We start from the raw sequence: 26506 nt of genomic DNA, 5'->3' as shown, positions 1-26506 counted from the left end.
TGTTCTCTAATCGGGGCGGCGGCAGCAGATTTCGCCTTTTCCGTAGTCAGACCGAAGAGTCTCGCCCATGACTGATGCAACATCCTCTCACGCCCCTTCAGACGACGCCCGCAAGATCGACGCCCTGATCGAGGTGATGGCGCGCCTCAGATCCCCGGAGGGCGGCTGCCCATGGGATCTGGAACAAAATTTCCAGACCATTGCACCCTATACGATTGAGGAGGCCTATGAGGTCGCCGACGCCATCGAGCGCGGCGACATGAAAGGGCTGAAGGAGGAGCTCGGCGACCTTCTTTTCCAGTCGGTGTTTCACGCGCAGATGGCGAAAGAGGCAGGGCTTTTCACCTTTGGCGACGTGGCGCAGGCGATCGCCGACAAGATGATCCGCCGCCACCCGCATGTCTTTGGCGACGTCGATATGCGCTCCGCAGACGAACAGACCGCGGCGTGGGAAGTCCAGAAAGCTGAAGAACGCAAAGCCAAGGGCAAGGACGGATTGCTTGACGATGTGCCGGCGGGACTTCCCGGCATGACGCGCGCGGTAAAGTTGCAAAAGCGCGCAGGGAGAGTCGGTTTCGACTGGCCGGACGCCCGCTCCGTGCTGGACAAGATCGCGGAAGAAACCGAAGAGTTGAAAGAAGCGCTCGATGAGGGCGAGAAAGATCACATCGAGGAAGAGTTCGGCGATCTGTTGTTCGTGCTCGCTAATCTTTCACGCCATCTCGATGTCGATCCCGAAAGCGCACTGCGCCGCGCCAATGAAAAATTCACCCGGCGTTTCAAACATATTGAAAAGACTTTCGCCGAGCGCGGCGACAGCCTCGCCGACGCCAGCCTCGATGAAATGGAGGCGGTGTGGGACGAGGCGAAGGCGTTGGATAAGAAAAAAGATTGAAAGACGGCTTCATTTTTCCGGTGCATTTCGTCCTGATATAGCTTCTGCAATTATTGCCGAGTTTTCTTCGCCCCACTCGCATAATGGCGCCATGGTCGCAATCAGGCTTCTGCCGCGCGGCGTCAGGGAATAATCCACGCGTGGCGGAATTTCCTTGTAATCCGTACGCTGCACGATGCCATGCACTTCGAGTTCCTTGAGCTGCTGGATGAGCACCTTGTCGCTGACCCCGCGTACGGCGCGCTTGAGTTCGCCATACCGTTTCGGCTCAGGGTTTAAAAAATACAGGATCAGCGGTTTCCATTTCCCGCCGACGACACGAAGCGCGGCGTCGAGGCCACAAATAAAAGGAAATGAATTTCCAGATTTCTCGTCCATTCTTGCTACTTACCAAAAGGTGCATACTTGTCCAGAAGAGACCGCCTCTTAGCTTCGTGTCGTTCCCAACCAAAGGAGATCGCAAGATGGGAAAACTCGAAGGAAAAACCGCTGTCATCACTGGCGGCGCAAGCGGGATCGGTCTCGCGACCGCCAAACGCTTTGCCGCTGATGGAGCCTTTGTTTACATTTTCGGACGCCGGAAGGAGGCGCTCGATGCGGCGCTTTCAGAACTTGGCGACAGTGCGCGCGCCATTCAGGGCGACATCACGAAACTGGAAGACCTGGACCGATTGTTCGAGACCGTAAAATCGGAAAAAGGCGGCATCGACATTCTTTTCGCGAACGCAGGCATCGGCGAGTTCGCACCGCTCTGGATGATTACGCCTGAACACTACGCTTCGACATTCGACATCAATGTCAAAGGCACGCTTTTTACAGTGCAAAAAGCGCTGCCGCATTTCAACAAGGACGGCTCCATCATTCTGACCGGCTCCACCGTAGGCGTCACCGGAACGGAAGCGATGAGCGTTTACAGCGCCTCGAAAGCGGCGGTCCGCAACTTCGCGCGCAGTTGGGCGCTCGACCTCAAAGGCGCCGGCGTCAGGGTCAATGTTCTGTCTCCCGGCGCGACCGCGACCGAAACCCTGTCGGCGCTGTTTGATACGACTGGCGCGGCGGACGAAATTGTCGCCGGATTTGCCGACAAAACGCCGCTGGGCCGGCTCGGCGATCCTTCCGAAACGGCGGCCGTCGCCGCGTTTCTCGCTTCCGATGACAGCAGTTTCATGACCGGGAGCGAAGTCTTCGTTGATGGCGGATATGCTCAAGTCTGACCAATTCCGGCTGTCTCGCAATGGAGGCCTGCCGGAATACCGGATCTTACGGATGCGTCCCTTGTCCCTTGACCGCGCTCACAATGGCCCGGGACAGGGGGCGCTCCCCAGCCCACAATATCTCTACCTTGCTTTAGAAATACTGCCTTCAAACTCTTGAGAGGACGGGGCAATTTGCGCGGAACCTGTTCTATAGAAGAATGTCCGCCGCCCGGAGTTGACCCGCCCCCATGACTGCTTCCCACACCACCTACCCGTCCATGCTCGACCTCATCGGAAACACGCCGCTGATCAAACTGAAGCGCGCCTCGGAAGAAACGGGCTGCGACATTCTCGGCAAGGCGGAGTTTTTAAACCCCGGCCAGTCGGTGAAGGATCGCGCGGCGCTCGGCATCATCCGCGACGCGGAAAAGCGGGGGCAGTTAAAGCCGGGCGGGGTCATTGTTGAAGGCACCGCCGGCAATACCGGCATTGGCCTCGCCATGGTGGGCGCGGCGCTCGGCTACAAAACCAAGATCGTCATTCCCCGCACCCAGAGCGACGAGAAGAAAACCGCCATCCGGCTTTACGGCGCCGAACTCGTCGAAGTGGACGCCGTCCCCTACGCCAATCCCAACAACTATGTTCACTATTCCCGCCGCCTCGCGGAGGAGCTGGCCGAGACTGAGCCTCACGGCGCGGTCTGGGCGAACCAGTTCGACAATGTCGCGAACCGCGACATCCATGTGGCGACGACGGGGCCGGAAATCTGGGAGCAGACCGGCGGCAAGGTCGACGGCTTCATCTGCGCCGTCGGCACCGGCGGCACGCTCGCCGGCGTCGCCATAGCCCTCAAGGAGCGCAACAAGGACGTCAAGACCGCGGTGAGCGATCCCGGCGGCTCCAAAATCCTTTCCCTCATCAAATACGGCAAGGACGAAACCGAAGGCGGCTCCATCACTGAAGGCATCGGCCAGGGCCGCATCACCGCCAATCTCGAAGGCGCGCCGATCGACGACGGCTTCCGCATCGCCGATGAGGAGATGCTGCCCGTCCTCTATAATCTGATCCTTGAAGAAGGGCTCTGCCTCGGCGGGTCTTCGGGGATCAACATTCTCGGCGCCATCCGGCTTGCGAAAGAGCTCGGGCCGGGCCACACGATCGTGACGGTGCTCTGCGATTACGGAAACCGCTATGCGTCGAAGCTCTACAATCCGGACTTCCTGAAGGAAAAAGGTCTCCCGACCCCGCCCTGGCTGAGCTAAGCTCCCGCGCATGGCGCCAAAACCGAAAAAATTCACCCAGCTTCACAAAGACGGCAGCCTGTGGGCCACCGGCCAGACCGTGAACGATAGTCCCGAAGGCTACTGGGAGTGGTTCCGCAAAGATGGAACCAAAATGCGTTCCGGCCACTTCGACAATGGCGAGCAAGTTGGCGAATGGACCACTTATGACAAGAATGGCGACGTCTACAAAGTCACCCGGATAAAAACGAAGAAACCAAAATGACCTTTGGCCCCCTCGTCTCTACGGAATGGCTCGCGGCGCATCTTGATGATGCGGATGTAAAGATCGTCGACGGTTCATGGCGGATGCCGGGTCAGGGCGCCGCCATTGAGACCTATAATGCGCAGCACATTCCCGGCGCGGTATTTTTCGATATCGACGCCATCGCCGATCAGGAAACGCATTTGCCGCATATGCTCCCCTCGCCGTCGCAATTTGCGCAAGCCATGGAAGACCTCGGGATTTCCGATCAGGACCGCGTCGTCGTCTATGATGAAAAAGGCTTGTTTTCCGCGGCGCGGGTCTGGTGGACCTTCCGCGCCATGGGACATGAGACCGTCGCGGTTCTGGATGGCGGCCTGCCGCGCTGGCGCGCCGAAGGACGGCCCGTCACCGCCGAAAAAACCATCCCTACACAGATGAAGTACACCCCGCGCCCACAGCCCGCGCTGGTCGCGGACGCCGCGGCTGTGCGCGAGGCCCTGAAAGGCGCAAAAACCGTCATCGACGCAAGGTCGGCCGAGCGCTTCGCCGGCAAGGCGGCGGACCCGCGGCCGGGCGTTCGCGCCGGTCATATGCCGGGAGCCCGGAATACACCCTTTTTGAGCCTTCTCGACGGGGATGCGCTCAAACCCGTCGCCGACCTCTCGGCTATTTTTACGGATGCCGGAATCACCCCCGAAACGCCAGTGATAACAAGCTGTGGATCAGGCGTGACGGCTGCGGTACTCTCCCTCGCATTGGAGTTGACCGGCTCACGCTCGCATGCCCTTTATGACGGGTCCTGGAGCGAATGGGGAGAGGAAACCAATGACGACGCAATATTCCCCGTTGTCGCTGACACCGACGGATGAAGACCGGATCGAGGTGACCATCACCTATCTGGAGCAGTCGTCGCGCCCCAACCTTCCCCGTCCGCCGACGCCCAAGCGCAAGACAGCGCTCATGCGCGTCGAAAATCCGCCCATTCATTTTTATCGCTATCTCTACGATCTCGTCGGCGCGCCCTGGAACTGGATCAGCCGGCGCAAGATGAATGATGAGGATCTGGCGGCGCTCATTCATGATCCTGATGTCTATCTCTATGTGCTCTATGTGGACGGCGCGCCCGGCGGCATGGCGGAGATCGATGCGCGCAAGCCCGATGTCCATGAATTGAAATTTTTCGGCCTCTCGCCCGATTATGTGGGCTGTGGTCTCGGCCGGTTTTTCCTGGCCAATGTTCTCGACCTCGCCTGGTCGCACGGACCGCAAAAACTGCGTCTTGAGACCTGCACGCTCGACCACCCGGCGGCCTTGCCGCTCTATCAGAAATTCGGATTCGCCGTGACCGACCGGCGCAGCGGCGTGGTCGAACGCCTGAAACGGGAAAATCGCAGCCCAAGAGCTTTAGACGCTTAAACCAGCGCCTGATGTGCGTTAGAAAAACCTCATGAAAGACAATACGAAGCTTACCGTCGCTGGCCGGCCGCATCAGCGCCCGGCCCACCCCGTCAATACGCCTGTGGAGCGCGCCTCCACCTATCTCTTCCCCACCTATGACGATTATCTCGAAGGGGCGAAGTCGATCACCTATGGCCGGCTCGGCACGCCCACCCATCGCGCACTGGAAGAGGCGGTCACCGCCCTTGAAGGCGGCTTTGAAACGCGTCTGGCGCCATCGGGCCTTCAGGCCTGCACCGCCTCGCTCCTTGCTTTCGTTGCCGCAGGCGACCACGTTTTGATGGTCGACACGGCCTATGACCCGACACGCAAATTCTGCGACCGGTTTTTAAAGCGCTTCGGCGTTGAGACGACCTTTTACGATCCCGTCGCCGGCGAAGAAGAAATTGCATCCCTGATGCAACCGAACACCAAAGTCATCTTTGCGGAATCACCCGGCTCTCTTACTTTCGAAGTGCAGGATCTGCCGGCGCTGGCGCGTGCGGCCCATGCCGGCGGGGCGAAGCTGATCGTCGACAACACCTGGTCCGGCGGATATTTTTTAAAGCCCATCGCGCTCGGCGCCGATGTCTCGCTACAGGCGGCGACGAAATATCTCGTCGGCCACGCCGATGCGCTTGTCGGCACCATCACTTCCGCCGACGAACAAACTGCGCAGAAAATTTATTACGCGTTGTTGCAGCTCGGCTCGAACGTTTCGGCGGACGACGCCTATCTCGCCTTGCGCGGCATGCGCACCTTGTCGACACGGCTGGAGCGCCATCAGGAAAACGCCAATGAAATCGTCAAATGGCTGAAGAAACAGGATGCGGTGGAGCGCATTCTGCACCCCGGCCAAAAAGGCTTGCCCGGCCACAACATCTGGAAGCGCGACTTCACCGGCGCGTCGGGGCTGTTCGGCGCCGTCCTGAAACCGGCCCCCCTGCCGGCGCTCAAGGCTTTCTTCAACGCCTTCAAGCTGTTCGGGATCGGCTTTTCCTGGGGCGGCTATGAAAGCCTCGCGCTTCACGTGAAGCCGGAAACCTATCGCAGCGCCACCGAATGGCGCGCGGACGGACCGGTCATCCGGATCCACGCCGGCCTTGAGGACATCGAGGATTTGAAAATCGACCTGGAACGCGCTTTCATGGCGCTGGCGGCGGCGCAGCGGTAAGGGATTTGGGGAGACACATCATGCGTATTCTGGCGCGTAGTTTTGCGGCGACGGGTTTTTTGTTGCTCGGGGGCTGCCTCACGATGCCGGGCGGGACATCAACCCTCCTGGTCAACACCGATCCGCAAGGCGCGCTCGTGGCCATAGACGGCGTCGGCGAATGCGAGACCCCCTGCACCATCCGCCTCGACGGACCGAAAAAGGCCCGCATCGCCAAGGCCGGCTTCGTCACCAAATCCTTCGTCCTCAGCCCCAGCGGGCGAGAGGTGACGATCCCCCTCGAACTTGCCGCCGCGAGCGACGATGTGGACACGACCGCCCTGCCCGATCTCGACTAGGCCCGCCAAAGGTCTTTACATCCGGCCCGAGATGAAGGATCAGAGCCGTTCCGAGCCGCTTGTCGGGGCGTAGCGCAGCCTGGTAGCGCATCTGGTTTGGGACCAGAGGGTCGCAAGTTCGAATCTTGCCGCCCCGACCATTCGGCGGGAATGTGAGGCTAAAAGCGGGAACATCCATGTTTGCACGGATCTACAAACCGTCGAAAACCGCCATGCAGTCCGGCAAGGCCAAGACCGGCCGCTGGCTTCTGGAGTTTGAGGCCGAGACGGCGAGACGCGTCGATCCGCTCATGGGCTGGACCAGCGGCGATGAAATGACCTCCGGTCAGGTGCGTCTTTCCTTCGACTCGCAGGCGGAAGCCGTCGCCTATGCCGAGCGTCACGGCCTGCCGTTCCGCCTCGACGCCGAACACCAGCCAAAGGCGCAGCCCAAGGCTTATTCCGATAATTTTTCCTTCCGCCGCCGCAAGCCGTGGACTCACTAAGGGCCCATTAGGCCCCTCCGCCGATTCCGGCCTATAACGGCCCACATCCGGCCCCGTAGCTCAGCTGGATAGAGCACCGGCCTTCTAAGCCGATGGTCGCAGGTTCGAATCCTGCCGGGGTCGCCAGTTGTTCACTCCCGATGACGGTGACTACCGATCAAGCTCACCATCAGGGCCGGACATTCTCAATCACCTGAGCATCCACCCAGAAGATATCTACATTCTCGTAGCTGCCTGGACTCATATTTCGACTGAAGAAGAGATACTTGCCGTCCGGCGTTACGCTCGCCGCAGCCTCCCAGGCGTCTGTGTTAATTTCATCGCCCAAATTTATAGCCGCGCCCCATGAGCCGTCTTCCTGTCGAAAGCTGATATAGATGTCAGAATCACCGAACCCGTCTTCTCTTTTTGCATCCCAAATCAAATAGCTTTCATCGGGCGCAATAAAGGGATGGCTGAGATATGTTCCTGTATTGATTTCATTGCTCAGGGCTTTCGGTTCTTCATATTTTCCGTCTACCAATCGTGAATAACGAATGGGAAAATCCGGCTTATTCTCATCAAATGTATCAAAGTAATAGGCGCCGTTAGCAGAAGCGGTGAGGCGCATGATCAGTATGTCCTTAAAGGGCGGTTCAAGAAATTTAACTTCCGACCATCCAGCGTCGGTGCGTTCCATATAACGCCGCCCGAGATGCATGGTTTTGCCATCGGGCGATACAAACGGCTGGCCAACCCTGGGCGATATTACGGTCTCACGCCACTGATTATCTGTATATTGAAACGCAACGAACTCTTGTTCGTTCTCTTTCTCACCCGTTCTCAGGAAATAGAATTCTTTCATATCTGGCGTGAAGGCGCCGCCATACTCCCAACCATTTGTCGTCACCATGCCAGGCGCAAAAGGTACAGGCGTCAAACCGGGAGGCTCCTGCCCGAGATAGGGACTTTCAATAGTGGCTTTTTCATCCTTGGCATGGCTGGCGCCCGTTGCAGCCCAACCCGCAAGCAGAAGAGCCGCGGATACTGGAAATTTTTTCATGACGTTGTGTTCCCTCTTGATACGGGCGGCATTTTTCGCCGCCGCATATAACCCCGCAATGCATATTGATAAGGGATTACGAGCGCTTGTGCCGCATACCGCCGATCACATGTTGAAGCGCGACCCGCCGTAACGCTCACATTTCGGTGATAAGGTGAAATAGAACTGTCGCTTACCTATGGTGAGTTGCCGCTATATTGAGCCGCAAGGCGCTGAATGCTTGGCGGCCTAATTTTCCTGGTCGGCGCGAACTTCTATGGCGAGAAGTCCTTTCGAGCCAGCGGCAAACGACACTTGCACGCGCGACCCTTGTTGCAATTCACCGAGGCCTGACCGGCGCAGCGTTTCCATATGCACAAAGATATCTTCGGTGCCCTCGCCGCGCGTTAAAAAACCATAGCCTTTTGCGCGGTTGAACCACTTTACCTGTGCACGGACGAAATCGCCCGCCGGTGTTTGCGTCGGCACCGGCGCCATTGTCGGCAACGCCGCCGCCGTCGTTTCATCGATGTGCAAGAGTTTCGCCGCCTGCAGACCTTTTGTCCGGCGCACGACTTCGCACTCAACCGTTGATCCTTCACGCGCCGTCGTCAGTCCCGCTGCTTTCAGGCAGGAGGAATGGATAAGGATATCGCCTTCCGCATCATCGGTGATGATGAAGCCATATCCTTTCGCCGGATCAAACCATTTCACGACGCCCTTGATCGTGAAACGCTCCTCATCGTCGCTGGACGAATCGTCGCCGTCACGAGATGCATCAAACCGCTCGTCCATGATGTTCTTGGTACCCCTGTCGCGCACTAAGCCGTTTGTTTTTTCTTGTTAACTATAATCCACCCGCAAGGAAACACTAATCCCTTCACGCAAAAAATGCACTATTTTAGTGAGCCGCGTGGAATTTTTCGCCGCGCAGTTGCAGGAACGAGTTATTAGATAACATTACGAACTATGTGTGCGGAGCGTTCTGAACGCGCCGGAAAATCGTCCGTTTACGCCACAACCTGCGATTCGAGGTGATCCATAAAGGAGCTGATCAGCATCAGGAACACGTCGAAATCGGATTCGATGTTCTGGAGCGACGCCCCGCCGGCGCCGTTGCGATCCATTTGCAGGGTGACATCGCCATCTTCATCAATATAGACGCGGCCGAATTTCACATCATTATTGAACTGGTTGAGAACTTTATAGCTGACGCCGTTTCCGTCCACTTCAAAGAGCCAGGTGCGATAGGAGATATCCCCGTCAGGTCCTTGAATATCGATGCGGATGTCATAATCGGCGACGCGAACAAAGAGCGTATTGGGCCCCACATCCTGCACCGCATAGCCTTGCGAGGTCAGCACTTCCTCAATTTCAGACTTGGAGAGCTTGGCCGCATAAGCCGATGACACCGGCGCGACGACGACAAACAGCAGCGCTGCGATGGCGAGAATACCCCTCATGGACCTAACCCCTTTGTCCGAACGCGATTAACGAAGCTTAATAGACGCCAAAAAGGGACTGAAATCAACGTTCTTCTCCGGCGCGCCAGACAGCGTGGCTGGCGCGCGAAACGCAGGAAAATCAGTCATTTCGGAAAAGAAATGGCAGGCCCTAGGGGAATCGAACCCCTCTTTCCAGGTTGAAAACCTGGCGTCCTAACCGATAGACGAAGGGCCCGCACGACAGAGCCGCGCGGCGGCGGAAGCGCTGTATAGGCGCCACGCCCGCCCCATGCAAGCCCAATTGTCGGGCCTCGACCAAAAGATTTCGGGGGCTCGGAGACTGGCTCAGAGCGCGGGCGCGGCGTCGGCGATCTGAAGCTGTCCGGCGTCGCCGCCGCGCCAGTCATCGGCCCGGATTTTCCCCACAGCATGAAACCGCTGGCCCGAGGAGAGGATTTCGCCGAGTGGCTCCCCCTCCGCTCTGAAAGCGATTGCGCGCGCTGATTCGCCAACTGAATTCACCAGCGTCAGCGACAAATGCCCCTTGCCGACAGTCTTCAGATATTCCGCGCGGCAATCGAGCAAGGCGAAGGTCGGCTCCGGATTGCCGGGCCCATACGGCCCCGCCAGGCCGGTGAGATCAGCAAAGCTTTTCGAGACCGCCGTCGGCGCCACAACAGCGTCGATGTCATAAGTCCGGTTGGTGCGCGCCAGCGTCACCGCGCGCGCAAGACGCTCATTCATCATGCGGCGGAAATCGCCGATGCGGTTCACGTCGATGGAAAGCCCCGCCGCCATGGCGTGCCCGCCGCCGGCGGTCAGGACGCCTTCCTCGCGCGCCGCGCTCACCGCCGCGCCGAGATCGACGCCGGTGATGGAGCGGCCGGAGCCTTTACCGGACTCTCCCTCAACGCCGATGACAATCACGGGCCGGTCATACATCTCTTTAAGCCGTCCCGCGACGATGCCGATAACGCCCGGATGCCACCCCGCGCCCACCGTGACGATCACATCGTGGGCGTGACGCTGGTTGGTTTCGATATCGCGCAGCGCCGCCGCCTGCACGTCAGCCTCAATCTCCTGACGTTCCGCGTTGAGAACGTGAAGTTTCTCCGCAAGTTCCTGACGGCGCGCAACATCTTCCGTCGTCATCAGTTCAAAGGCGAGCCGGGCGTGACCGATGCGTCCCGCCGCATTGATCCGTGGGCCAATCAAAAAGCCGAGATGGTAAGTCGATGGCGGTCCCTTGACGCCCGCCCTGGCGCCCAGCGCCTTGAGGCCCGGATTACCGCCGCCGCCAAGGACTTTTAGTCCCTGCGCCACCATCACGCGCGTCAGCCCCGTAATTGACATGACGTCGCAGACGAGCCCCAACGCCGTCAGATCGAGGAGGCTCATCAAATTTGGCTCAGCGCGATCTTTGAAATAACCCGCTTCACGCAAGGCGCGGTTCAGCGCGACGGCGCCCATGAACGCAACGCCCGCGGCGGAAAGATTGCCGAGACCGGAAACATCGTCAGGACGGTTTGGATTGACGACCGCTGCGGCGCCGGCCGGCGGCGGACCGCTCATCTGGTGATGATCGAAAACAACAATGTCGACATCGTCGCGCGCCGCCTCTTCGATTGGCTCATGCGCCGCGGCGCCGCAATCGACAGTCACGATAAGATTGGCCCCGTCACGATGAAGAGACCGGAACGCATCAGCGCTCGGGCCATAACCTTCGCTGATCCGGTCGGGAAGATAGATGAGCGATTGCACGCCGGCGGCGTCGAAATACAGTTTCAAAATCGCCGAGGCCGTTGTCCCGTCCACGTCGTAATCGCCGAAAACGCCGATGGTCTCGCCGTCTATAATGGCGCGGGTGAGACGCTCGGCGGCGCGGTCCATATCTTTCAGGACGAACGGGTCCGGCATTTCCTCGCGCAGGGACGGCGCCAGATAGCGCTCGACATCTTCAGGGCCGACGCCGCGGGCGGCGAGAATGCGCGCGAGCACCGGGTCCCGGCCCGATGCGGCGATGGCTTCGGCGGTTGCGGCGTCCGCCTCGCGCAGGCGCCAGCGCCGGCCGGACGCAGGCGCGCCCATGGCCGGCAAATCGATGAGCGGGCCGCTGGCGGGCGTATGCGGCAGTCGGGAGGCGGAACTGGCGATCATGACCTCATGCTTTTGGTGATTCGGCCCCGTCCGGCGAAGAAACTTTCCAGAGGCTCAAAATCACTGTTTCAGGGGCCGTTCAAGGCCGCCGCGCGGCAACATTCCGCTAACCCTAATGGTCATAATCTTAAGCAGATTATCAACTTATGGTTGTTAACTGATCCCGGGACACTGTGACGGCCACATGTCACGGGCGTCAGCGTATGGGCTTCCGGATGGATATGAACGCCACATTGCTCGAAGAAATGCAAACGCTCGCCAAAATTGTCGAGCGGGAAAAAGCGCGCCGGAAAGCCGCCGAGGACCTTCTCCAACAGAAGACCAACGAGCTTTACACAAAGACCGTCGAGCTTGAGGCGTCCGCCGACAAATTCAAATCCGTCTACACACTCTTGTCGGAGATCATGGATGTGGCGCCGGATATGATCGTCACCTGCGATGACGATTTTCGCATTCGCAGCGGCAACGCCGCCGCGCAGCGCCATCTTCGCCAGAATGAGAAGGCGCTGCAAAAACGCACCATAGACGATTTCCTGCCCGGCCTCAGCGCGGAGCTGCGCCGCCGCCGCACCGGTCACTTCTTTATCGAGAACCGGCGCGCCGCCCGTCATAATGGCGACAGCTTTCCCGTGGACATTCGCGGCTATGTCGGCCCCATCGGCGAAAATATTCGTTACCTCGTTTTCTTCCATGACATTTCACAGCGCGTAAACGCCGAACAAAAACGCAAGGAAACGGAAAACCAAGTCGACGAGGCTCGCCGCCTCGAAGCGATCGGCGCCTTGTCGGCGGGCATCGCCCATGAGGTCAACACGCCGATCCAGTTTATCGGCGACAATCTCGATTACCTCGAAGAGGGACTGGGCAATATCTGGAAAAGCTACAAGCGCTATGATGCGTTGAGAACGGCCGCGGCCGAAGTGGGTTGTTGCCCCGAAGAAGTTGCAAAAGTCGATGAGTTCAACCAGTCCGTCAACTTGACCAATCTCATCGCCGAGATCCGTGACGCGCTGAATGAGTCCCGGGACGGGATCAAACAAGTGCGCGACATCGTCATCCTGATGAAAGAATTCGCCCATCCCGGCACCGACGACAAAGATGAAGTCGACGTCAATGCGATCGTCACCAATGTTCTCGCGATCTGTAAAAACCGCCGCAAGAACACCGCCGATGTGGAGACAAAGCTCGATCCGGCCTTGCAGCGGGTGCGCTGCCGCAAGGGGCAGGTGCAGCAGGTGATCCTTAATCTCGTCATCAACGCCATCGACGCCATTGACGAGGCCGACAAAGGCCGCGGGCGCATTGAAATCGAAACCGTCAGCGACGACGACAATGTTTCGATCTATCTCAGCGACACCGGCTGCGGGGTGCCGGAAAAGCTGAAACAGAAAATCTTCGATCCGTTTTTCACAACAAAGCCCGTAGGCAAAGGCACCGGCCAGGGGCTCGCGCTCGCCAAGGACTGCATCGTCAAAGGGCATGGCGGCAAGCTCAGCCTTGTCGAAAAGCCCGGCTTCACGACGACTTTCCTCATTGAACTGCCGCTCAAGAGCACTCTCCAAGAACCCATAAGGGAACCTAATGATGACATCGCAGCCTGAAAAAGTTCTTCTCGTCGATGATGAGCCAAAACTGATCGCCGCCCTGCGCCGGCGCTTGTCGCTCGACTTCAACATCGTCACCGCCAATGGCGGGCCGGAAGCGCTGGAGATGATCGACAAGGACCCGGAGATCGCCGTGATCGTCGCCGACATGCAGATGCCGGTGATGAACGGCATCGAGCTGTTGAAAGCCGTCAAGGTGCGCGCGCCGCAGATCCGCCGCCTGATGCTGACCGGCAATTCCGATCAGGAAACAGCGATCGCCGCGGTCAATGAAGGCGGCGTCATGCGGTTCTTCCGCAAGCCCTGCGACAATGACGAATTGAAAGCGGCGCTGCGTCAGGCCCTTGATGAATTCGCCTTCCAGAACGCCGATAATGTCATCGACGAAAGCCCTGCGCCGGCGCCCGACAGCGCCGATCATGCGCGCGATGCGTTTCTTTCCGTGATGAACCACGAACTGAGAACGCCGCTCAATCATATTGTCGGCTTTGCACGTCTTCTCGAGCAAGAAAACGGCCTCGCCGAAGTCGACAACGCTGTTGAATATGTCAAACATATTCGCGGCAGCGGCGAGAAGGTGCTGACCGTTCTCGACCGCATTCTCGAGTTCACGCGCCTCGCCTCGCAGGCCGGCGGCGGCGTCAGTGAGACGGCGGATATTGTCGGCGTCGTCAATTCAGAAGTGGACAAAATTCGCAAGACGGCGCGCCACAAAGGCGTCACCGTTTCCGTCGATTCCCTGCGCCTGAAGGCCGATATCCGCGCCAGAGAGGATGAAGTCAGCATGGCGATCCGCGAACTTCTTTCCAATTCGGTGAAGTTCAATGTGGATGGCGGTCATGTGAGCATTCTCATCAAATGCGATCAGGAACGGGTTGCGGTGCGGATCACCGACACCGGCAAGGGCGCCCCGCCTGAAGTTCTCGACCGTTTGGGCAAACCGTTCCAGCAGGCGGACAACTCCGCCTCCCGGGAACATGAGGGAGTCGGCCTCGGTCTGGCGCTGGTCAATTCCGTTGCGGAAGCCAATGGCGCATCTTTCGCCATTTCCGGCGGCGTCGGCGGCGGCATGACGGCGACCCTGATCTTCAAACGCCCGAATGCGCAAGCCGGTACGGCCGCGGCTTAAAGCGTCTAAGCAGCGTCGTGAAAGATGACGCCGAGGCAATAGCGCTCGCCTTCTCTAATTTCGCTGACGCCATGGCGCATCTTGACGCGGTAAATTCCGTGCGCGCCTTCTACCGGGCGCTCATTCACGGCGAACGCAACGGCTGATCCTTTTTCAAGCGGCGCAACCATCGCCCGAGACTGGCGGCGCGGCGCCTGTTCCGTCATCACAAATTCCCCGCCTGAAAAATCCTTGCCCGGCTGGGACAGGACAATCGCAACCTGAAGCGGAAAGACTTCGCCGCCATAAAGGTCCTGATGCAGACGGTTATAATCGCCGGGCCGATATTTCAGGATCAGCGGTGTTGGCCGTTTCTGGCCAGCCATGGCGCAGCGTTTGCGATAGGCGCTATGTTGCGCAGGATAAGCAACTCGGTTTTGCTTCAGGCGCGTCAGCCATTCATTCGCCAACGGCGCCAGTTTTTCATAAAGCCGCCTTCGTAACACAGACACGGTCTCCGGCGCAGAATCGTTGAAATAGCGATATTCGCCTTCGCCGAAGCCATGCCGGCGCATAACGACCGTGGAGCGATAGCGCGCATCCTGTTCATAGTCCGCGATCAGGTCCGCGCATTCGGCGTCGTTCAAGAGCCGCCCGAGCGGCGCCCAGCCTTGTGCGTTCAGCGCTGCATGCGCGCGGGCCCAATCGATCCCGTCGATGCGATCCTCAAGCGCGCCAGACACGAACCGGTCCGGCCGGCAGCGTTTGCAGGGACGGAAGCCCGCCGCTTCCGCCTCTCCGCGGCTCTCGACAAAAAAGACATTATCGCGTTTCGGACGACCGGCGCAGGAAGGGCGGCAGTAAACCCCCGTAGTCCTGACGCAGGACCAGAAGGCGCCGTCAGCAGATGCGTCGCGGCGCTCAACAGCGGCCCAGCGGGCGTCGTCCTGGGGATTGGGCGGGTGAACAAGCCTGAGATGTGCGGACATGTGAGCGAAACTCCTTTGTTTCGCCCACAGCCTAGCCCAGCCGCAACTCCAGCGCCGCCCGATTCCTGCTGTCTCTATTTCCGCTCTTTATAGAACGGCTCGACCGTTCCCTTGAGCGTCATCGTCAACGGATTGCCTTTGCGGTCCATGCTTTTGCCGACCGCGATTTTAATCCAGCCTTCGGAGACGCAGTACTCCTCCACATTGGTCTTTTCCTGACCATTGATGCGGATGCCGATATCGCGCTGGAAAATATCCGCGTTGAAATGAGGGCTCTTCGGATTGACGCTCAGGCGGTCGGGGAGTTCGGGAAGTTCTTCTTCGGACATCTTTTGCCTCTATCGACGCGTGCGCGCGCGGATATAACGGACCGTGCCGGTCTTAGACCGCATCACGACCGTATGCGTCGAGACATGGCCCGATTCCCATTTGACGCCGTCCAGCATGGTGCCGTTTGTGACGCCTGTCGCGGCGAAAATGACATCGCCGGACGCCAGATCCATAAGACCGTATTTCCGATTGAGATCGGTGATGCCGATACGCTCGGCGCGGCCGCGTTCGTCGTCATTGCGGAACAACAAACGGCCTTGCATCTGACCGCCGACGCAGCGCAGCGCCGCCGCGGCGAGAACGCCTTCCGGCGCGCCGCCGGAGCCCACATAAAGATCGATGCCGGTATGGCTCTCTGTCGTGTGGAAAACGCCCGCAACATCGCCGTCGGGAATCAGAAAAACGCGCGAGCCCATCTTGCGCGCGCCGTCGATGAGATGCTGGTGGCGTTCGCGATCGAGAATGCAGAGCGTGATGTCGTCCGTGCCGACATTCTTCGCCTTCGCGAGTGATGAAATGTTGTCTTCAACGGAAGCGTCAAGATCGATGACGCCGTCAGGATAGCCCGGCCCGCAAGCGATCTTGTCCATATAAACGTCAGGCGCATGAAGCAGCGTGCCGCCCTGCGCCATGGCGACCACCGCGAGTGCGTTCGACATGGCTTTGGCGGTGAGCGTCGTGCCTTCGAGCGGATCGAGCGCAATATCGACTTTCGGTCCGTCGCCCAAACCGACTTTCTCGCCAATATAGAGCATCGGCGCTTCGTCGCGCTCACCCTCGCCGATCACCACCGTGCCCTGGATATGGAGCTTGTTGAACGCTTCACGCAGCGCGGTGACGGCGGCCTGATCAGCGCCTTCCTTGTCGCCATGTCCAATCATGGTCGAGGCTGCAACCGCCGCCGCCTCGGTGCAGCGGCCCACTTCCATTGTCAGGACACGGTCTAGGAATTGTTCATCAGCGGCCATGGTCACTCTTTCCGTATGTTGGTCAGACGAGAGATCGTCAGATCAGTTTTCTTCGATTTCAGGCGCCGTGAGAGTCTCACGCCGCTCCCGCGCAGCAGCGGCGCTGTCAGCTTCCAACCGCTCTTTCAGCGCGTCGCCCTCCGCCGACAGATCGCGGCCGAGTTCGGCTTCCACCTCCGCCCGGTCTGAGGCCACCTCTTCGGCCAGCAGGGTGCGGGCGTCAACTAATTCGCCCAATTCCGCATTTACCTCCTCAGCGGGCCTTTTGGCGGGACGGTCTTCTTCCGTCGGGGCCAGAGAGAGGTTGGGAAATTCACCGGCGCCCTTCTCCTCGCGGCGTTCAGCGATACGTTCCGCGACCGCGGGATTCATCTCCTGATCGCCAGCAAGGTCCTCATATTTGACGATGCCGGGGGGCGCGAAGCGGGCCAGGTCGCCGGACTCGCATCCTGTTAGCGCAAGAACGCCCACACTGAGGGATAAAGCCCACGGCTGAGATCGTTTTACACTGGACACAAGGCCATCCTATAAAGGCGACAGAGTACGAAACAACAAGACTTCTTTAACCCTTAACCGGGCGTATGGCGCAAGTGAAAGAAAAATCAGGCAAAAAAAGTCCCGCCGTCAAGAAGAAGAAAAAGGCGACGCCAAAGGCCTCTTCAAAGCGGGCCCAAAAGGCCGCCCCGGCGTCTAAAGCCCCGGCATCCAAACCGGCATCCCAAAAAGAGCCGAAGCCGGCGCCTGACGCGTCGGCGGGCCCAAAGAAGGCTGAGGTCCCACCCCCGCCCCGCTCACTCTATCAGGATTTCGACGCTCTTTCCGAATATCTCACCGAGGTCAGCGGCAGGAGCCAGGAAGTCATTCGCGAATTCGCTGTCCGCAATCAGGATCTGCGCCGCCTGACCGGCGAAATTCCGGCCGACCCCCTTAATGTTGGCGAAGCCTTTCAGGAGATGCTCAAGGGATTGTCCATCGATCCCGGCACCGTCATGCAGCGCCAGTTCAATCTCTGGGGCGACTACGCCAAGCTGATGGCCACCATGTCGCGCAAGATGGCGGGCGAAGAGGTGACCCCCGCCATCTCCCCGGCAACAGGCGACAAGCGCTTTATGCATCCGGCGTGGAACGAAAATCCCATGCTGGATTTCGTCAAGCAATCCTATCTCATTTTCGCACGCTGGCTTGAAACGACTATCGCCCAGGTCGAATTCGAGGACGAGCACGAAAAGAAAAAGGCGGAGTTTTTCACGCGCCAGTTCATCGACGCCTTTGCGCCGTCGAATTTCGCCATGCTCAATCCCGAGGTCATCGAGGCGACGCTGGAATCGAAAGGCGAGAATCTTCTAAAAGGTCTGAAGAACCTTCTTGAGGATATCGACCGCGGTCATGGCGAGCTCGCGATCCGTCAGGCCGATCTCGAATTTTTCAAACTCGGCGAAAATATCGCCACGACGCCGGGCAAGGTCGTCTTTCAAAACGAGATCTTCCAGCTGATCCAGTACACGCCCTCGACGGAGAGCGTGGCGAAGACCCCGATGCTCATCGTGCCGCCATGGATCAACAAATTCTACATTCTCGATTTGCAGCCGCAGAACTCTTTCATCCACTGGTTGGTGGATCAGGGCCGCACCGTCTTTGTCATGAGCTGGGTCAATCCGGGGCCTGATCTCAAAAACAAGACCTTCGAGGACTACATCAAGGACGGCCTTTTCGAGGCGCTCGACGCCGTGAAAAAAGCGACCGGCGAAGAAAAGGCCGATACAATTGGCTACTGCATTGGCGGTACGATGCTGTCGACAGCGCTCGCCCTGATGGCCAAAAAGGAAGACCATCGCGTCAACTCCGCCACGTTTTTCACCGCGCAGGCGGATTTCAAGGAGTCCGGCGATCTTCTTCTTTTTGTTGATGACGAACAGCTCGACGCCATCGAAAAACAGATGGATGCGGCGGGCGGCGTCCTTGAGGGGCGCGCCATGGCGACGACCTTCAACATGCTGCGCTCAAACGACCTGATCTGGTCCTTTGTCATCGACAACTATCTGAAAGGCAAAGACCCGGCCCGTTTCGATCTGTTGTTCTGGAATTCCGACGCCACGCGCATGCCGAAAAATGTCCACCTTTTCTATTTGCGCGAATTTTACCAGCGCAATCGCCTTGCGCGCGGAGAGATGGTGATGGATGGGGAAACCCTCGATCTCAGCAAGGTCGATATTCCGATTTTCATGCAAGCGGGTGAAACCGATCATATCGCGCCTCACAATTCCGTTTACAGAACGGCGAAGCTTTTCGCCTCCGGCGACAATGACAATGTGGAATATATGCTCGCAGGCTCCGGCCATATCGCCGGCGTCGTCAATCATCCGGACAAGCACAAATATCACCATTCCACGAATGAGGCGCTGCCGGCGACGCTCAGCGACTGGAAAGCCAGCGCCACGCGTCATCCGGGCTCGTGGTGGCCTTACTGGATCGAATGGCTGAACAAGGTCAGCCCCGGTAAGACGAAAGCGCGTCAGCCCGGAGACGGCGGGCTTTCCGTCATTGAAGATGCGCCAGGCTCTTACGTGAAGGTGAAAGCGTAGCCTTTTCTCTCAACTTGTTTTTCAGGGAGACGCCAGATCAACGGCGCCGTCACATGGCGGGCGGGAGCGCCCCGTGCTAATCAGCGGCGAAACCTCTGGTGAGCTATTCCATGGAACTTTCCGGCTATTTCGACCGCATCGGCTATGCGGGTGAGGCGCGCGCCGACCTTGAGACGCTCACCGCGCTTTGCCGCGCGCATGTGAACGCCATTCCGTTCGATCCCATGGATGTTCAACTGGGAAACCCGGTCACCCGTTCGCCGCAAGACGCCTTCGATAAAATCGTCGGGCGCCGGCGCGGCGGCTGGTGCTATGAAATGAACGGTCTGTTCAGCTGGGCGCTGGAAGAGATCGGCTTCGATCTACGCCGGCTCGCCGGCGGCGTCGGCCGGGAGTTTATGGGCGACGAAGCAGTGGGCAATCACCTGACGCTGATCGTCTTTCTGGACGCGCCCTGGCTGGTTGATGTCGGTTTTGGCGTCGGATTGACGAAGCCGCTTCCGCTCAAGCCCGGTAAATTTAAAAACAGCGCCATGAGTTGCGGCCTTGTCGATCTCGGCGGCGGCTGGTGGCGCTACCAGAACGACCCGCGCGGCGGCGCGCCGAGTTACGATTTCAATCTCGATGTCGCTGACGAAGCGCTTCTGGAGGCGCGCTGTAAGTGGCTTCAGACCGATCCGGAATCACCGTTCGTCCAGAACGCAGCAGTGCAACGCTGGAATGGGGATGAGCATCTATGCCTGCGGGGCCGGGTGATGCAGCGCCTCACAGCGGCGTCAAAAGAACAGCAGATTGTCGAAACAGCCGAAGACTATGTGCAGCTCTTGAAAGACCTCTTCGGGCTCGACCTACCGGAAGCGGCGTCACTTTGGCCGAAAATCTGCGCCCGGCATGAGGTTGTTTTCGGTGAGCCCTCACAACCTTAACTTTTCGTTAACCAATCCGAATCACGTTGGACGCAACGAATAGCCGGGGGGCTGAGATGAGCCGGATGGACGTTACGACGCAGGAATTGTTCCTGCGGCTGGGCACGACTTCGCAATCGCGCAGCGCAAGAGCGGACGCATTGTTCCGCCGTTTGCGTCATGCTGACCAGGAACAGCTCTCGAGCGAACTGATGCGCGCGCCGAAGCGCGTTGATGTCGCCAGCGCCAAAGCCGCCGTTGAGACGCCGAAGGCGCTTCGCCGCGGCTGACCTTCCGGCGAATTGAATTTCAACCGCTATTGCCGCTGCGGCGCCTGTTGCTGCATTTGCTGTTGCATCTGCTGCATCTGTTGCGGCGTCACGGTCTGCTGACCCGCCGCTTTCCACGCCTCAATGCCGCCGCGATACCATAAGACATTCTTGTAGCCGAGATTGATGGCGCGCAATGACGCGTTGTAGGACATCCAGCATTGCGTCGACTGGCAGTAAAGGATCAGCGGGATCTCTTTGTTGCCTTGCGTCGCCTGCTGCAGGAATTGGCCGAATTCGCGCTGCGTGGCGTCATTGAAGCTGCCCGCCTGGTGCGCCGGCACCGCATAGGTCGCGCCCGGCAGCAATTCCGGCCCGCCTAACACATCAAGAACGATAAAGGGCGTTTGCCGGCCCTGCACCAGCTCAACGATACCCTTGGTCGTGATGACCTGGCCGCCGGGAATGCTGGCGGGCGTCGGCCCGTGCATGGCGCCGTTGTGAAGCTGACTGGTCGGCGGCACGCCGAAATCCTGACGCTCCATCGCTGCAAGCTGGTCGAGATTGCCGCCACCCTGTTGCTGGCCTTGCGAATAGCCCTGCTGTTGCTGCTGCGGATAGGGTTGTTGTTGCGGATAGCCCTGCGGCTGTTGTTGCTGAGGATACTGTCCTTGCTGAGGGTATTGGCCCTGCTGGGGGTATTGTCCCTGTTGCGGATAAGGTTGCTGTTGGACGTTTTGCTGCTGTTGCGGCTGTTGGGCGCCAAAACCGTCCTGGGCCGCAGCCGCCGTTGCGAAAGCCAGCGTGGCGGTGAAAACTGCAATCGATATTTTCATTTCAACTTTCCTTTATTGCACCGCTTCAAGGCGCTGTCCGTCCATGCCGAGATCGCGATAGGGCTCGAACATGGCGTCATCTGTCAGCACATAGCTGCCGTCATTCAGTTGCCAGGCATTGTCATAGGTATTGTCGAGTTCGACCGTCCCGCCATTATAGGGATCGTTATAGGTTTCGACGCCGCGGATCGCCTCAGAGCTTTCGCGCTGTATCCGGTCGGAGCTTGCGTTCTGATTGCGCCATGTCTCCATCTGCATATCGAGTATTTCGTTGCCGGTCTGCGCGATGATCTGGGAGCGGTCGCGGGCGCCTTTGATATTCGTCTGGGAAATTTTTGCGTTGTGCCGGGCGATCCGCTGGCCCCATTCCGGCGCAACGCGGATCGTCTTGCGAACCATTTCGGCGAAGGTGAAATCGAGCTGACCGCTGGGCGCGCGCATGGCGTAAGCCGGCATCGCCGAGCCGGAGACAATCTCCATATCGCCGCTCATGCCGGTCGTATCCCGCATGATGCTGTAATTGATATAGACGATGGCGGCGATCGTCTCTCTTGTGTCGGCGCCATTGACATTGCTGCTGATCAGCGCCTCGCCCGCCTCGACCCAGCTGCGCATTTCACTGCCGCCGCCCATCGGCATGTTCGAATTCATTTGTTTATAGGGTTCAGCAAGATCCGCCCGCGGACGGAAATCAATTATCTGAGCGCCCGGCCGCGTCTGTGAGACGAGATATTGCAGATATTGTTGCACGCCGCCGATCTGCACAAACGGACAGCCGCCGGACTGCTGGGGCCCTGAGAAATTGTTCCAGACCCAGGTGAAGGACGGAATGATCTGCACGCCCGACCGTCCGTCGGGGGAAGTGGCGGCATAGTTCGGCGTATAACCGCTTCCGCCGCAGGCCTGATTGTGTCCCCAGACGATGCCGCCCTGTCCCTGCCAGTCCACCGGGATCATCATGGTCATGGCGGGCATGGGTTTTTCAAAGCCGTTCCGGTCGACGATCTCGACCCGCTTCACGCGATGGGCGCCGGCCGGCAACGGTTTTGGCGCGGCGGCTATCTGTTGCTGCTGGCGCGGCGGCTGACCGGGCTGGGCCACGCCTTGAGGCCCGCCATTATTCATGGCCGTCTGATAGACCTGACCGGAAGCTTGCGGCGGCGGCATTGATCCGCCAGCCCCCTGGCTCGGCGCCGCATAAGGCTGTTGGCGCATGGCCGCCATTTCACGGCGCAGTTCAGCCGCCATTTCCGGATCCACGGCTTCGATCTCCGCCAGCTCTTCCTCGCTGATGACGTCTTCTTCGCCATAGCCGGCGTTCTCGTAAGAGCCCGCCTCCTCGCCGCCGGAACAGGCCGGCAGCGCGAAAAGAGCGCTGATGGCGAGCCACTTTTTGATCCAGCTGGTCATGCGCTTGCCCCTCTCATAGCGGGGAGTCTTCTACTCCCACTAGGGTAAGCGCAGCCGGGCCGGAAAACGGGTCAACCGTTTTCCGGAAAATCTGGGGTCGTCTCGAAAAAAGCTGAAAACGCTTATTCCACGCGATCTCGCGCCAGCTGGTCGAGCAGCCGCACACCAAACCCGGACGCGCCGATGGGCCGTGTCGGCTCCGGTTCCGAACGCCAGTCAACACCGGCGATGTCGAGATGCGCCCATGGCGTTTCCGGTTTGACGAAGGCGCCGATAAAGGCCGCGCCCGTGCTGGCGCCCGGCGCCCCGGTGTCGCTGTTTTTCACATCCGCAATCAATGACTTGATCTGAATATCGTGGTTCGGATGCAAAGGCAGCCGCCAGAGGTCCTCGCCGGCCGTCTCACCAGCCGCTTCAAGGCTCGCCGCAATCGCATCTTCACGCGCGAACAGACCGGCATATTCATCGCCCAGCGCCCGGCCAACAGAGCCCGTCAGCGTCGCCACATCGACAAGCAATGCCGGGTCATATTCCTGCTGCGCGTACCAGACGGCGTCGGAAAGAACGAGGCGGCCTTCCGCGTCTGTCGACATGATCTCAATCGTCTTGCCGGACATGGAGCGGACCACATCGCCAGGCCGCTGCGCGCCGCCGTCGGGCATGTTCTCGGCCAGCGCCGCGATAGCGATGACATTCACCGGCGCCTTCGATTTCGCCAGCGACGAAACAGCCGCCGTGACAACGGCGGCGCCGGTCATATCCGCCTTCATCGCCCACATGCCTGAATTGCCCTTGATCGAGATGCCGCCGGAATCGAAGGTGATGCCTTTGCCAGCGTAAACAATCGGCGCCTCGCCCGCCGCGGCGCCATTATAGCGGATAATCATCATCCGCGGCGGACGAATGCTGCCTTGACCAACGCCCAAAATAGCGCCCATGCCGAGGCGATTCATGGCGCGCTCATCAAGAACGGAAATCGACACACCGGAAACGCCGTTGAAAAGCGCGCGGGCGCGGCGGACAAATTCCTCCGGATAAAGAACATTCGCCGGCTCCGACTGCATGTCGCGCGCCCAGAGGGACGCCTCGGCGAGATGACGCCGCCGCGCTTCGAAAATCGTTTCCACCGCCGCGGCCTCAGCTGAGACGAACGCAATCGTTCCGGTCACCGGCATGGCGTCGCTCTTATATTTGTCGAAGGAATACTGCCCCATCAGCGCGCCGCCCGCCGCGGCCGCCAGGTCATCGGCGCTGGCGCCTTCCGTAATAACGCTGACCCGCGCCGCTTTGGAAAGCTTGGCGAGCGCCGCCGCACGGGCGCCGAAATCCTCCCAGTCGCGCAAGCGCATCTCACCGGCGCCGACGCCAATCGCGTAGATCTCGCCATATTCCGCTGCGCCTGACACAAGGCTCGCCGTCTGGCCGGCCTCGCCCGTGAAATTGGCCGCCGCAATCGCCCGGGCCAGATTGGCGCTCGCCTCCTCGCCAAGAAGCGCCGTGACCGCATCCGGCGCCTCGGTCCCGGTCATGGCGATCGCCAGCGCGTCGCTCGGCGACGGCGCCGCCGCAAACGCAGCCTCGCGCTGCGCCCAGGCGGACGGCGACAAAAGTAACAACAGCATCAGAGCAGACAAAAAGCGCATGGTTCCCTCAAACATCGCAAATCAGATTGAAAAAGGATAAGGAATTGGCTTTGGAACGCAATCACCGGATGTCATGACCCATTCAACTCACGCCTACACCCCCGATAAACGCAATGAGACCATCAAGATCGACATCAATGGTGAGTTGAAACCGCGCGCCGAAGCCACGGTCTCGGTGTTCGATTCCGGCTATGTGCTGGGCGACGGCGTATGGGAAGGGTTGCGCGTTCATCCCGGCCCCGACGGCAAGGGCGTGATTGCGTTTTTAGACAAGCATCTGCGCCGGCTTTATGAGGGCGCGAAGACGCTCGACTTCGAAATGCCAGTGACAAAAGAAGCGCTTGCGGAACGGCTCTATAATTGTCTTGACGCCAACGAGGCCCATGACGGCGTCCATATCCGCCTGATGGTGACTCGCGGAATAAAAGCGACGCCCTATCAGGACCCGCGCGCAACAATTACGCCGCCGACCATCGTCATCATTCCGGAATTCAAGACACCGCTTCCCGAAAACGCGAAACAGGGCGCGCGGTTGTTCACGGCGCATGTGCGCCGCGGCTATCCGGATGTGCAGGACCAGAAGCTCAATTCCCATTCGAAACTCAACTGCATCATGGCCTGCATTCAGGCGGCGAAGGCCGGCGCCGATGAAGCGCTGATGCTCGACCCGCATGGCTTTGTCGCTACCTGCAACTCAACGCATTTCTTCATTGCACGCGACGGAGAATTATGGACGTCGACCGGCGATTTCTGTCTTGGCGGGATTACGCGGCGCACGATCATCGATCTTGCGAAGGCGAACGGCATCGAAGTGCATGAGCGTAATTTCTCACTGCATGATGTCTACAACGCCGATGAAGCGTTTATCACCGGCACCTTCGCTGGCGTCACGCCGGTCGGGGAAGTTGACGGTCGCAAGATCAGCGCCACTGCGGGACCGATGGTGACGCGCCTTCAATCGCTTTATAAAGAATTGATCGAAAAAGAATCCGCCAAAGGACGCATCATTTCATGACAGACAAAACACCTGACAATTCTGCACAGATGGCCTCGCCCGCTTATCTTCTCGCGGCGCTGGATCAGGAATTTCTTCTCAGCGATCCGCTGCGCGGCGTTCGGTTCCTGCTCGAATATGAAAAAGCTGAGGAACATCTGCGCGCCTGGGGCGTCAATTCAACGATTGTCGTGTTCGGCTCCGCACGCACCCACGAAAACGGCAATGGCGAACATGCGCGCTGGTATGGCCAGGCGCGCGAATTCGCCCGCCTCGCATCGGAGCGCGGCGGCGCCAAAGACAAGGAGCATGACGGCACGCGCGAAAACGTCATCGCGACGGGCGGCGGCGGCGGCATCATGGAGGCGGCGAACCGCGGCGCCCATGACGCCGGCGCGCCCTCCATCGGCTTCAATATCCGCCTGCCTTTCGAGCAGGAGCCCAACGCCTATTCGACGCCGGACCTCACCTTCCAGTTTCACTATTTCGCCATGCGCAAGATGCACTTCGCCATGCGCGCCAAGGCGCTGGTGATCTTTCCCGGCGGGTTCGGCACTTTTGATGAACTGTTCGAACTACTGACGCTCATCCAGACCGGCAAGAGCGATGTCATTCCCGTCATTCTGTTTGATGAAGACTACTGGACGAAAGCCATCAATTTTCAGCATCTCGTCGAGCATGAAATGATCAGTCCGGGTGATCTCAATCTCTTCCATTACGCCTCGACGCCGGAAGAGGCCTGGGAAAAGCTTCTGATCGCCGGCATCTGCGGCGGCCCTGTAGCCGATGCGAAATGACGGCCGGAAAGAAGACAACCAGGAAGAAAGCGGCGAAGAAAAAGCCCGGGCGCAAGAATGCGCCTGTCACCTATGACGTGCTGAAGGACCTCGCCCTGTCGCTTGATCTTCCGAATGTGACGGAGGCGATGTCATGGGGCCAGCCCTGCCTCAAAGCGCATGGCAAGCTGTGGTTTTTCTGGAGCCCGTCCGAAGACGCGCCCGTCTTCAAGGTTCCCTTCGAGGAACGCGACATGCTGGTCGAGGCGGACCCCGAAACCTATTTTTTCACTGACCATTACAAGAATCACAAACTGGTGCTTGCACGGCCGGAGCGTGTCGACATGGCGTGGGCGAAGGCTAATCTCATTCGCGTCTGGCGGGAAATGGCGCCGAAAAGACTCCTCAAAGCCTACGATTCAGGCGAGCTCTAAGGTCGGCGACCTTGCCAAATCC

At 59.3% G+C, this 26506-nt stretch carries 29 protein-coding genes and 3 tRNA genes; 19 read left to right on the top strand and 13 right to left on the bottom strand.

Annotated features, from left to right (window positions below; genetic code table 11):
* Positions 1 to 67: 67 nt before the first annotated feature.
* Positions 68 to 895: a nucleoside triphosphate pyrophosphohydrolase gene (gene mazG, locus ACFC5L_RS10020; protein ID WP_375203083.1), complete on the top strand. Its 828-nt coding sequence runs from the start codon at positions 68 to 70 to the stop codon at positions 893 to 895.
* Positions 896 to 904: 9 nt separating this feature from the next.
* Here the strand turns inward: mazG and ACFC5L_RS10015 are convergent, their stop codons facing one another.
* On the bottom strand, positions 905 to 1273 hold the full coding sequence (locus ACFC5L_RS10015; protein ID WP_375203084.1) for a winged helix-turn-helix transcriptional regulator: 369 nt from the start codon (positions 1271 to 1273) through the stop codon (positions 905 to 907).
* An 86-nt stretch (positions 1274 to 1359) separates the two neighbouring features.
* On the opposite strand from ACFC5L_RS10015, the gene ACFC5L_RS10010 reads away from it, so the two are divergent.
* The 10 genes from ACFC5L_RS10010 (at position 1360) to ACFC5L_RS09965 (ending at position 7139) form a co-directional block, all read left to right on the top strand.
* A complete protein-coding gene (locus ACFC5L_RS10010; RefSeq protein WP_375203085.1) occupies positions 1360 to 2109 on the top strand; it encodes an SDR family NAD(P)-dependent oxidoreductase in 750 nt (249 codons plus the stop codon).
* Positions 2110 to 2339: 230 nt separating this feature from the next.
* The gene (locus ACFC5L_RS10005) at positions 2340 to 3353 is read left to right on the top strand and encodes a cysteine synthase A (protein ID WP_375203086.1); all 1014 of its coding nucleotides are present in this window, start codon (positions 2340 to 2342) and stop codon (positions 3351 to 3353) included.
* 10 nt (positions 3354 to 3363) lie between these two features.
* Positions 3364 to 3597, top strand: coding sequence for a toxin-antitoxin system YwqK family antitoxin (locus ACFC5L_RS10000; RefSeq protein ID WP_375203087.1), 234 nt, complete (start codon positions 3364 to 3366; stop codon positions 3595 to 3597).
* On the top strand, positions 3594 to 4448 hold the full coding sequence (sseA, locus tag ACFC5L_RS09995; RefSeq protein ID WP_375203088.1) for a 3-mercaptopyruvate sulfurtransferase: 855 nt from the start codon (positions 3594 to 3596) through the stop codon (positions 4446 to 4448). The genes ACFC5L_RS10000 and sseA overlap by 4 nt, the downstream gene beginning before the upstream one ends.
* Positions 4405 to 4995, top strand: coding sequence for a GNAT family N-acetyltransferase (locus ACFC5L_RS09990; protein WP_375203089.1), 591 nt, complete (start codon positions 4405 to 4407; stop codon positions 4993 to 4995). The genes sseA and ACFC5L_RS09990 overlap by 44 nt, the downstream gene beginning before the upstream one ends.
* 31 nt (positions 4996 to 5026) lie before the next feature.
* Positions 5027 to 6190 (top strand): cystathionine beta-lyase, encoded by a 1164-nt coding sequence (metC, locus tag ACFC5L_RS09985; protein WP_375203090.1) that lies wholly within the window; start codon positions 5027 to 5029, stop codon positions 6188 to 6190.
* Positions 6191 to 6210: 20 nt separating this feature from the next.
* Positions 6211 to 6528: a PEGA domain-containing protein gene (locus tag ACFC5L_RS09980; protein WP_375203091.1), complete on the top strand. Its 318-nt coding sequence runs from the start codon at positions 6211 to 6213 to the stop codon at positions 6526 to 6528.
* A gap of 63 nt (positions 6529 to 6591) precedes the next feature.
* Positions 6592 to 6668, top strand: a tRNA-Pro gene (locus ACFC5L_RS09975).
* A gap of 36 nt (positions 6669 to 6704) precedes the next feature.
* Positions 6705 to 7013 carry an ETC complex I subunit gene (locus tag ACFC5L_RS09970; RefSeq protein WP_375203092.1) on the top strand — a complete coding sequence of 103 codons (309 nt, stop codon included), beginning with the start codon at positions 6705 to 6707 and terminating at the stop codon, positions 7011 to 7013.
* 49 nt (positions 7014 to 7062) lie between these two features.
* A tRNA-Arg gene (locus tag ACFC5L_RS09965) sits at positions 7063 to 7139 on the top strand.
* 43 nt (positions 7140 to 7182) lie between these two features.
* Here the strand turns inward: ACFC5L_RS09965 and ACFC5L_RS09960 are convergent.
* The 5 genes from ACFC5L_RS09960 to recJ form a co-directional block, all read right to left on the bottom strand.
* Positions 7183 to 8055, bottom strand: coding sequence for a hypothetical protein (locus ACFC5L_RS09960; protein ID WP_375203093.1), 873 nt, complete (start codon positions 8053 to 8055; stop codon positions 7183 to 7185).
* A 228-nt stretch (positions 8056 to 8283) separates the two neighbouring features.
* Positions 8284 to 8829 (bottom strand): cold-shock protein, encoded by a 546-nt coding sequence (locus tag ACFC5L_RS09955; protein WP_375203094.1) that lies wholly within the window; start codon positions 8827 to 8829, stop codon positions 8284 to 8286.
* 215 nt (positions 8830 to 9044) lie between these two features.
* Entirely contained in the window at positions 9045 to 9497 is a 453-nt protein-coding gene (locus ACFC5L_RS09950; protein ID WP_375203095.1) for a YbjN domain-containing protein, read from the bottom strand.
* Positions 9498 to 9639: 142 nt separating this feature from the next.
* A tRNA-Glu gene (locus ACFC5L_RS09945) sits at positions 9640 to 9714 on the bottom strand.
* Positions 9715 to 9824: 110 nt separating this feature from the next.
* Complete coding sequence (gene recJ, locus ACFC5L_RS09940) at positions 9825 to 11636, bottom strand: single-stranded-DNA-specific exonuclease RecJ (protein ID WP_375203096.1); 1812 nt, start codon at positions 11634 to 11636, stop codon at positions 9825 to 9827.
* Between the two features lie 173 nt (positions 11637 to 11809).
* On the opposite strand from recJ, the gene ACFC5L_RS09935 reads away from it, so the two are divergent.
* Together ACFC5L_RS09935 and ACFC5L_RS09930 are read left to right on the top strand one after the other, a co-directional pair.
* Positions 11810 to 13237, top strand: coding sequence for a sensor histidine kinase (locus ACFC5L_RS09935; protein WP_375203097.1), 1428 nt, complete (start codon positions 11810 to 11812; stop codon positions 13235 to 13237).
* Positions 13218 to 14369 carry a hybrid sensor histidine kinase/response regulator gene (locus ACFC5L_RS09930; protein ID WP_375203098.1) on the top strand — a complete coding sequence of 384 codons (1152 nt, stop codon included), beginning with the start codon at positions 13218 to 13220 and terminating at the stop codon, positions 14367 to 14369. The genes ACFC5L_RS09935 and ACFC5L_RS09930 overlap by 20 nt, the downstream gene beginning before the upstream one ends.
* Before the next feature lie 5 nt (positions 14370 to 14374).
* On the opposite strand, the gene ACFC5L_RS09925 is transcribed toward ACFC5L_RS09930, so the two are convergent.
* The 4 genes from ACFC5L_RS09925 to ACFC5L_RS09910 all read right to left on the bottom strand — a co-directional run bounded on the left by ACFC5L_RS09925 (position 14375) and on the right by ACFC5L_RS09910 (position 17151).
* Positions 14375 to 15337, bottom strand: a complete 963-nt coding sequence (locus ACFC5L_RS09925; RefSeq protein WP_375203099.1) for a 2OG-Fe(II) oxygenase — start codon at positions 15335 to 15337, stop codon at positions 14375 to 14377.
* 74 nt (positions 15338 to 15411) lie between these two features.
* The gene (locus ACFC5L_RS09920; protein ID WP_375203100.1) at positions 15412 to 15666 is read right to left on the bottom strand and encodes a DUF3297 family protein; all 255 of its coding nucleotides are present in this window, start codon (positions 15664 to 15666) and stop codon (positions 15412 to 15414) included.
* Positions 15667 to 15675: 9 nt separating this feature from the next.
* A complete protein-coding gene (gene glpX / locus ACFC5L_RS09915) occupies positions 15676 to 16635 on the bottom strand; it encodes a class II fructose-bisphosphatase (RefSeq protein WP_375203101.1) in 960 nt (319 codons plus the stop codon).
* A gap of 42 nt (positions 16636 to 16677) precedes the next feature.
* Positions 16678 to 17151 carry a hypothetical protein gene (locus ACFC5L_RS09910; RefSeq protein ID WP_375203102.1) on the bottom strand — a complete coding sequence of 158 codons (474 nt, stop codon included), beginning with the start codon at positions 17149 to 17151 and terminating at the stop codon, positions 16678 to 16680.
* Positions 17152 to 17225: 74 nt separating this feature from the next.
* Here ACFC5L_RS09910 and ACFC5L_RS09905 point away from each other — a divergent pair, with 74 nt between their 5' ends.
* The 3 genes from ACFC5L_RS09905 to ACFC5L_RS09895 all read left to right on the top strand — a co-directional run bounded on the left by ACFC5L_RS09905 (position 17226) and on the right by ACFC5L_RS09895 (position 20412).
* Positions 17226 to 19217 carry a PHA/PHB synthase family protein gene (locus tag ACFC5L_RS09905; protein ID WP_375203103.1) on the top strand — a complete coding sequence of 664 codons (1992 nt, stop codon included), beginning with the start codon at positions 17226 to 17228 and terminating at the stop codon, positions 19215 to 19217.
* Between the two features lie 98 nt (positions 19218 to 19315).
* Positions 19316 to 20143: an arylamine N-acetyltransferase family protein gene (locus tag ACFC5L_RS09900; RefSeq protein WP_375203104.1), complete on the top strand. Its 828-nt coding sequence runs from the start codon at positions 19316 to 19318 to the stop codon at positions 20141 to 20143.
* Between the two features lie 56 nt (positions 20144 to 20199).
* Positions 20200 to 20412, top strand: a complete 213-nt coding sequence (locus ACFC5L_RS09895; RefSeq protein ID WP_375203105.1) for a hypothetical protein — start codon at positions 20200 to 20202, stop codon at positions 20410 to 20412.
* 26 nt (positions 20413 to 20438) lie between these two features.
* Here ACFC5L_RS09895 and ACFC5L_RS09890 read toward each other — a convergent pair whose 3' ends face one another.
* The 3 genes from ACFC5L_RS09890 to ACFC5L_RS09880 form a co-directional block, all read right to left on the bottom strand.
* Entirely contained in the window at positions 20439 to 21227 is a 789-nt protein-coding gene (locus ACFC5L_RS09890; protein ID WP_375203106.1) for a rhodanese-like domain-containing protein, read from the bottom strand.
* A gap of 12 nt (positions 21228 to 21239) precedes the next feature.
* Positions 21240 to 22637, bottom strand: coding sequence for a hypothetical protein (locus ACFC5L_RS09885; RefSeq protein ID WP_375203107.1), 1398 nt, complete (start codon positions 22635 to 22637; stop codon positions 21240 to 21242).
* Positions 22638 to 22759: 122 nt separating this feature from the next.
* The gene (locus tag ACFC5L_RS09880; protein WP_375203108.1) at positions 22760 to 24280 is read right to left on the bottom strand and encodes a leucyl aminopeptidase; all 1521 of its coding nucleotides are present in this window, start codon (positions 24278 to 24280) and stop codon (positions 22760 to 22762) included.
* Between the two features lie 73 nt (positions 24281 to 24353).
* On the opposite strand from ACFC5L_RS09880, the gene ACFC5L_RS09875 reads away from it, so the two are divergent.
* From ACFC5L_RS09875 to ACFC5L_RS09865, 3 genes are read left to right on the top strand one after another with little or no spacing between them, the layout of a single operon-like run.
* On the top strand, positions 24354 to 25295 hold the full coding sequence (locus ACFC5L_RS09875; protein WP_375203109.1) for an aminotransferase class IV: 942 nt from the start codon (positions 24354 to 24356) through the stop codon (positions 25293 to 25295).
* On the top strand, positions 25292 to 26071 hold the full coding sequence (locus ACFC5L_RS09870; RefSeq protein ID WP_375203110.1) for an LOG family protein: 780 nt from the start codon (positions 25292 to 25294) through the stop codon (positions 26069 to 26071). Before ACFC5L_RS09875 ends, ACFC5L_RS09870 begins: the two co-directional genes overlap by 4 nt.
* Positions 26068 to 26484 (top strand): MmcQ/YjbR family DNA-binding protein, encoded by a 417-nt coding sequence (locus ACFC5L_RS09865; protein ID WP_375203111.1) that lies wholly within the window; start codon positions 26068 to 26070, stop codon positions 26482 to 26484. The genes ACFC5L_RS09870 and ACFC5L_RS09865 overlap by 4 nt, the downstream gene beginning before the upstream one ends.
* Positions 26485 to 26506: the final 22 nt, after the last annotated feature.

Origin of the sequence: Hyphococcus sp., assembly GCF_041986965.1 — a bacterium.
Lineage (GTDB): Bacteria > Pseudomonadota > Alphaproteobacteria > Caulobacterales > Parvularculaceae > Hyphococcus.
Note: the sequence above shows the minus strand (reverse complement) of the source record. Positions and strands in the feature narration are given on the sequence as shown.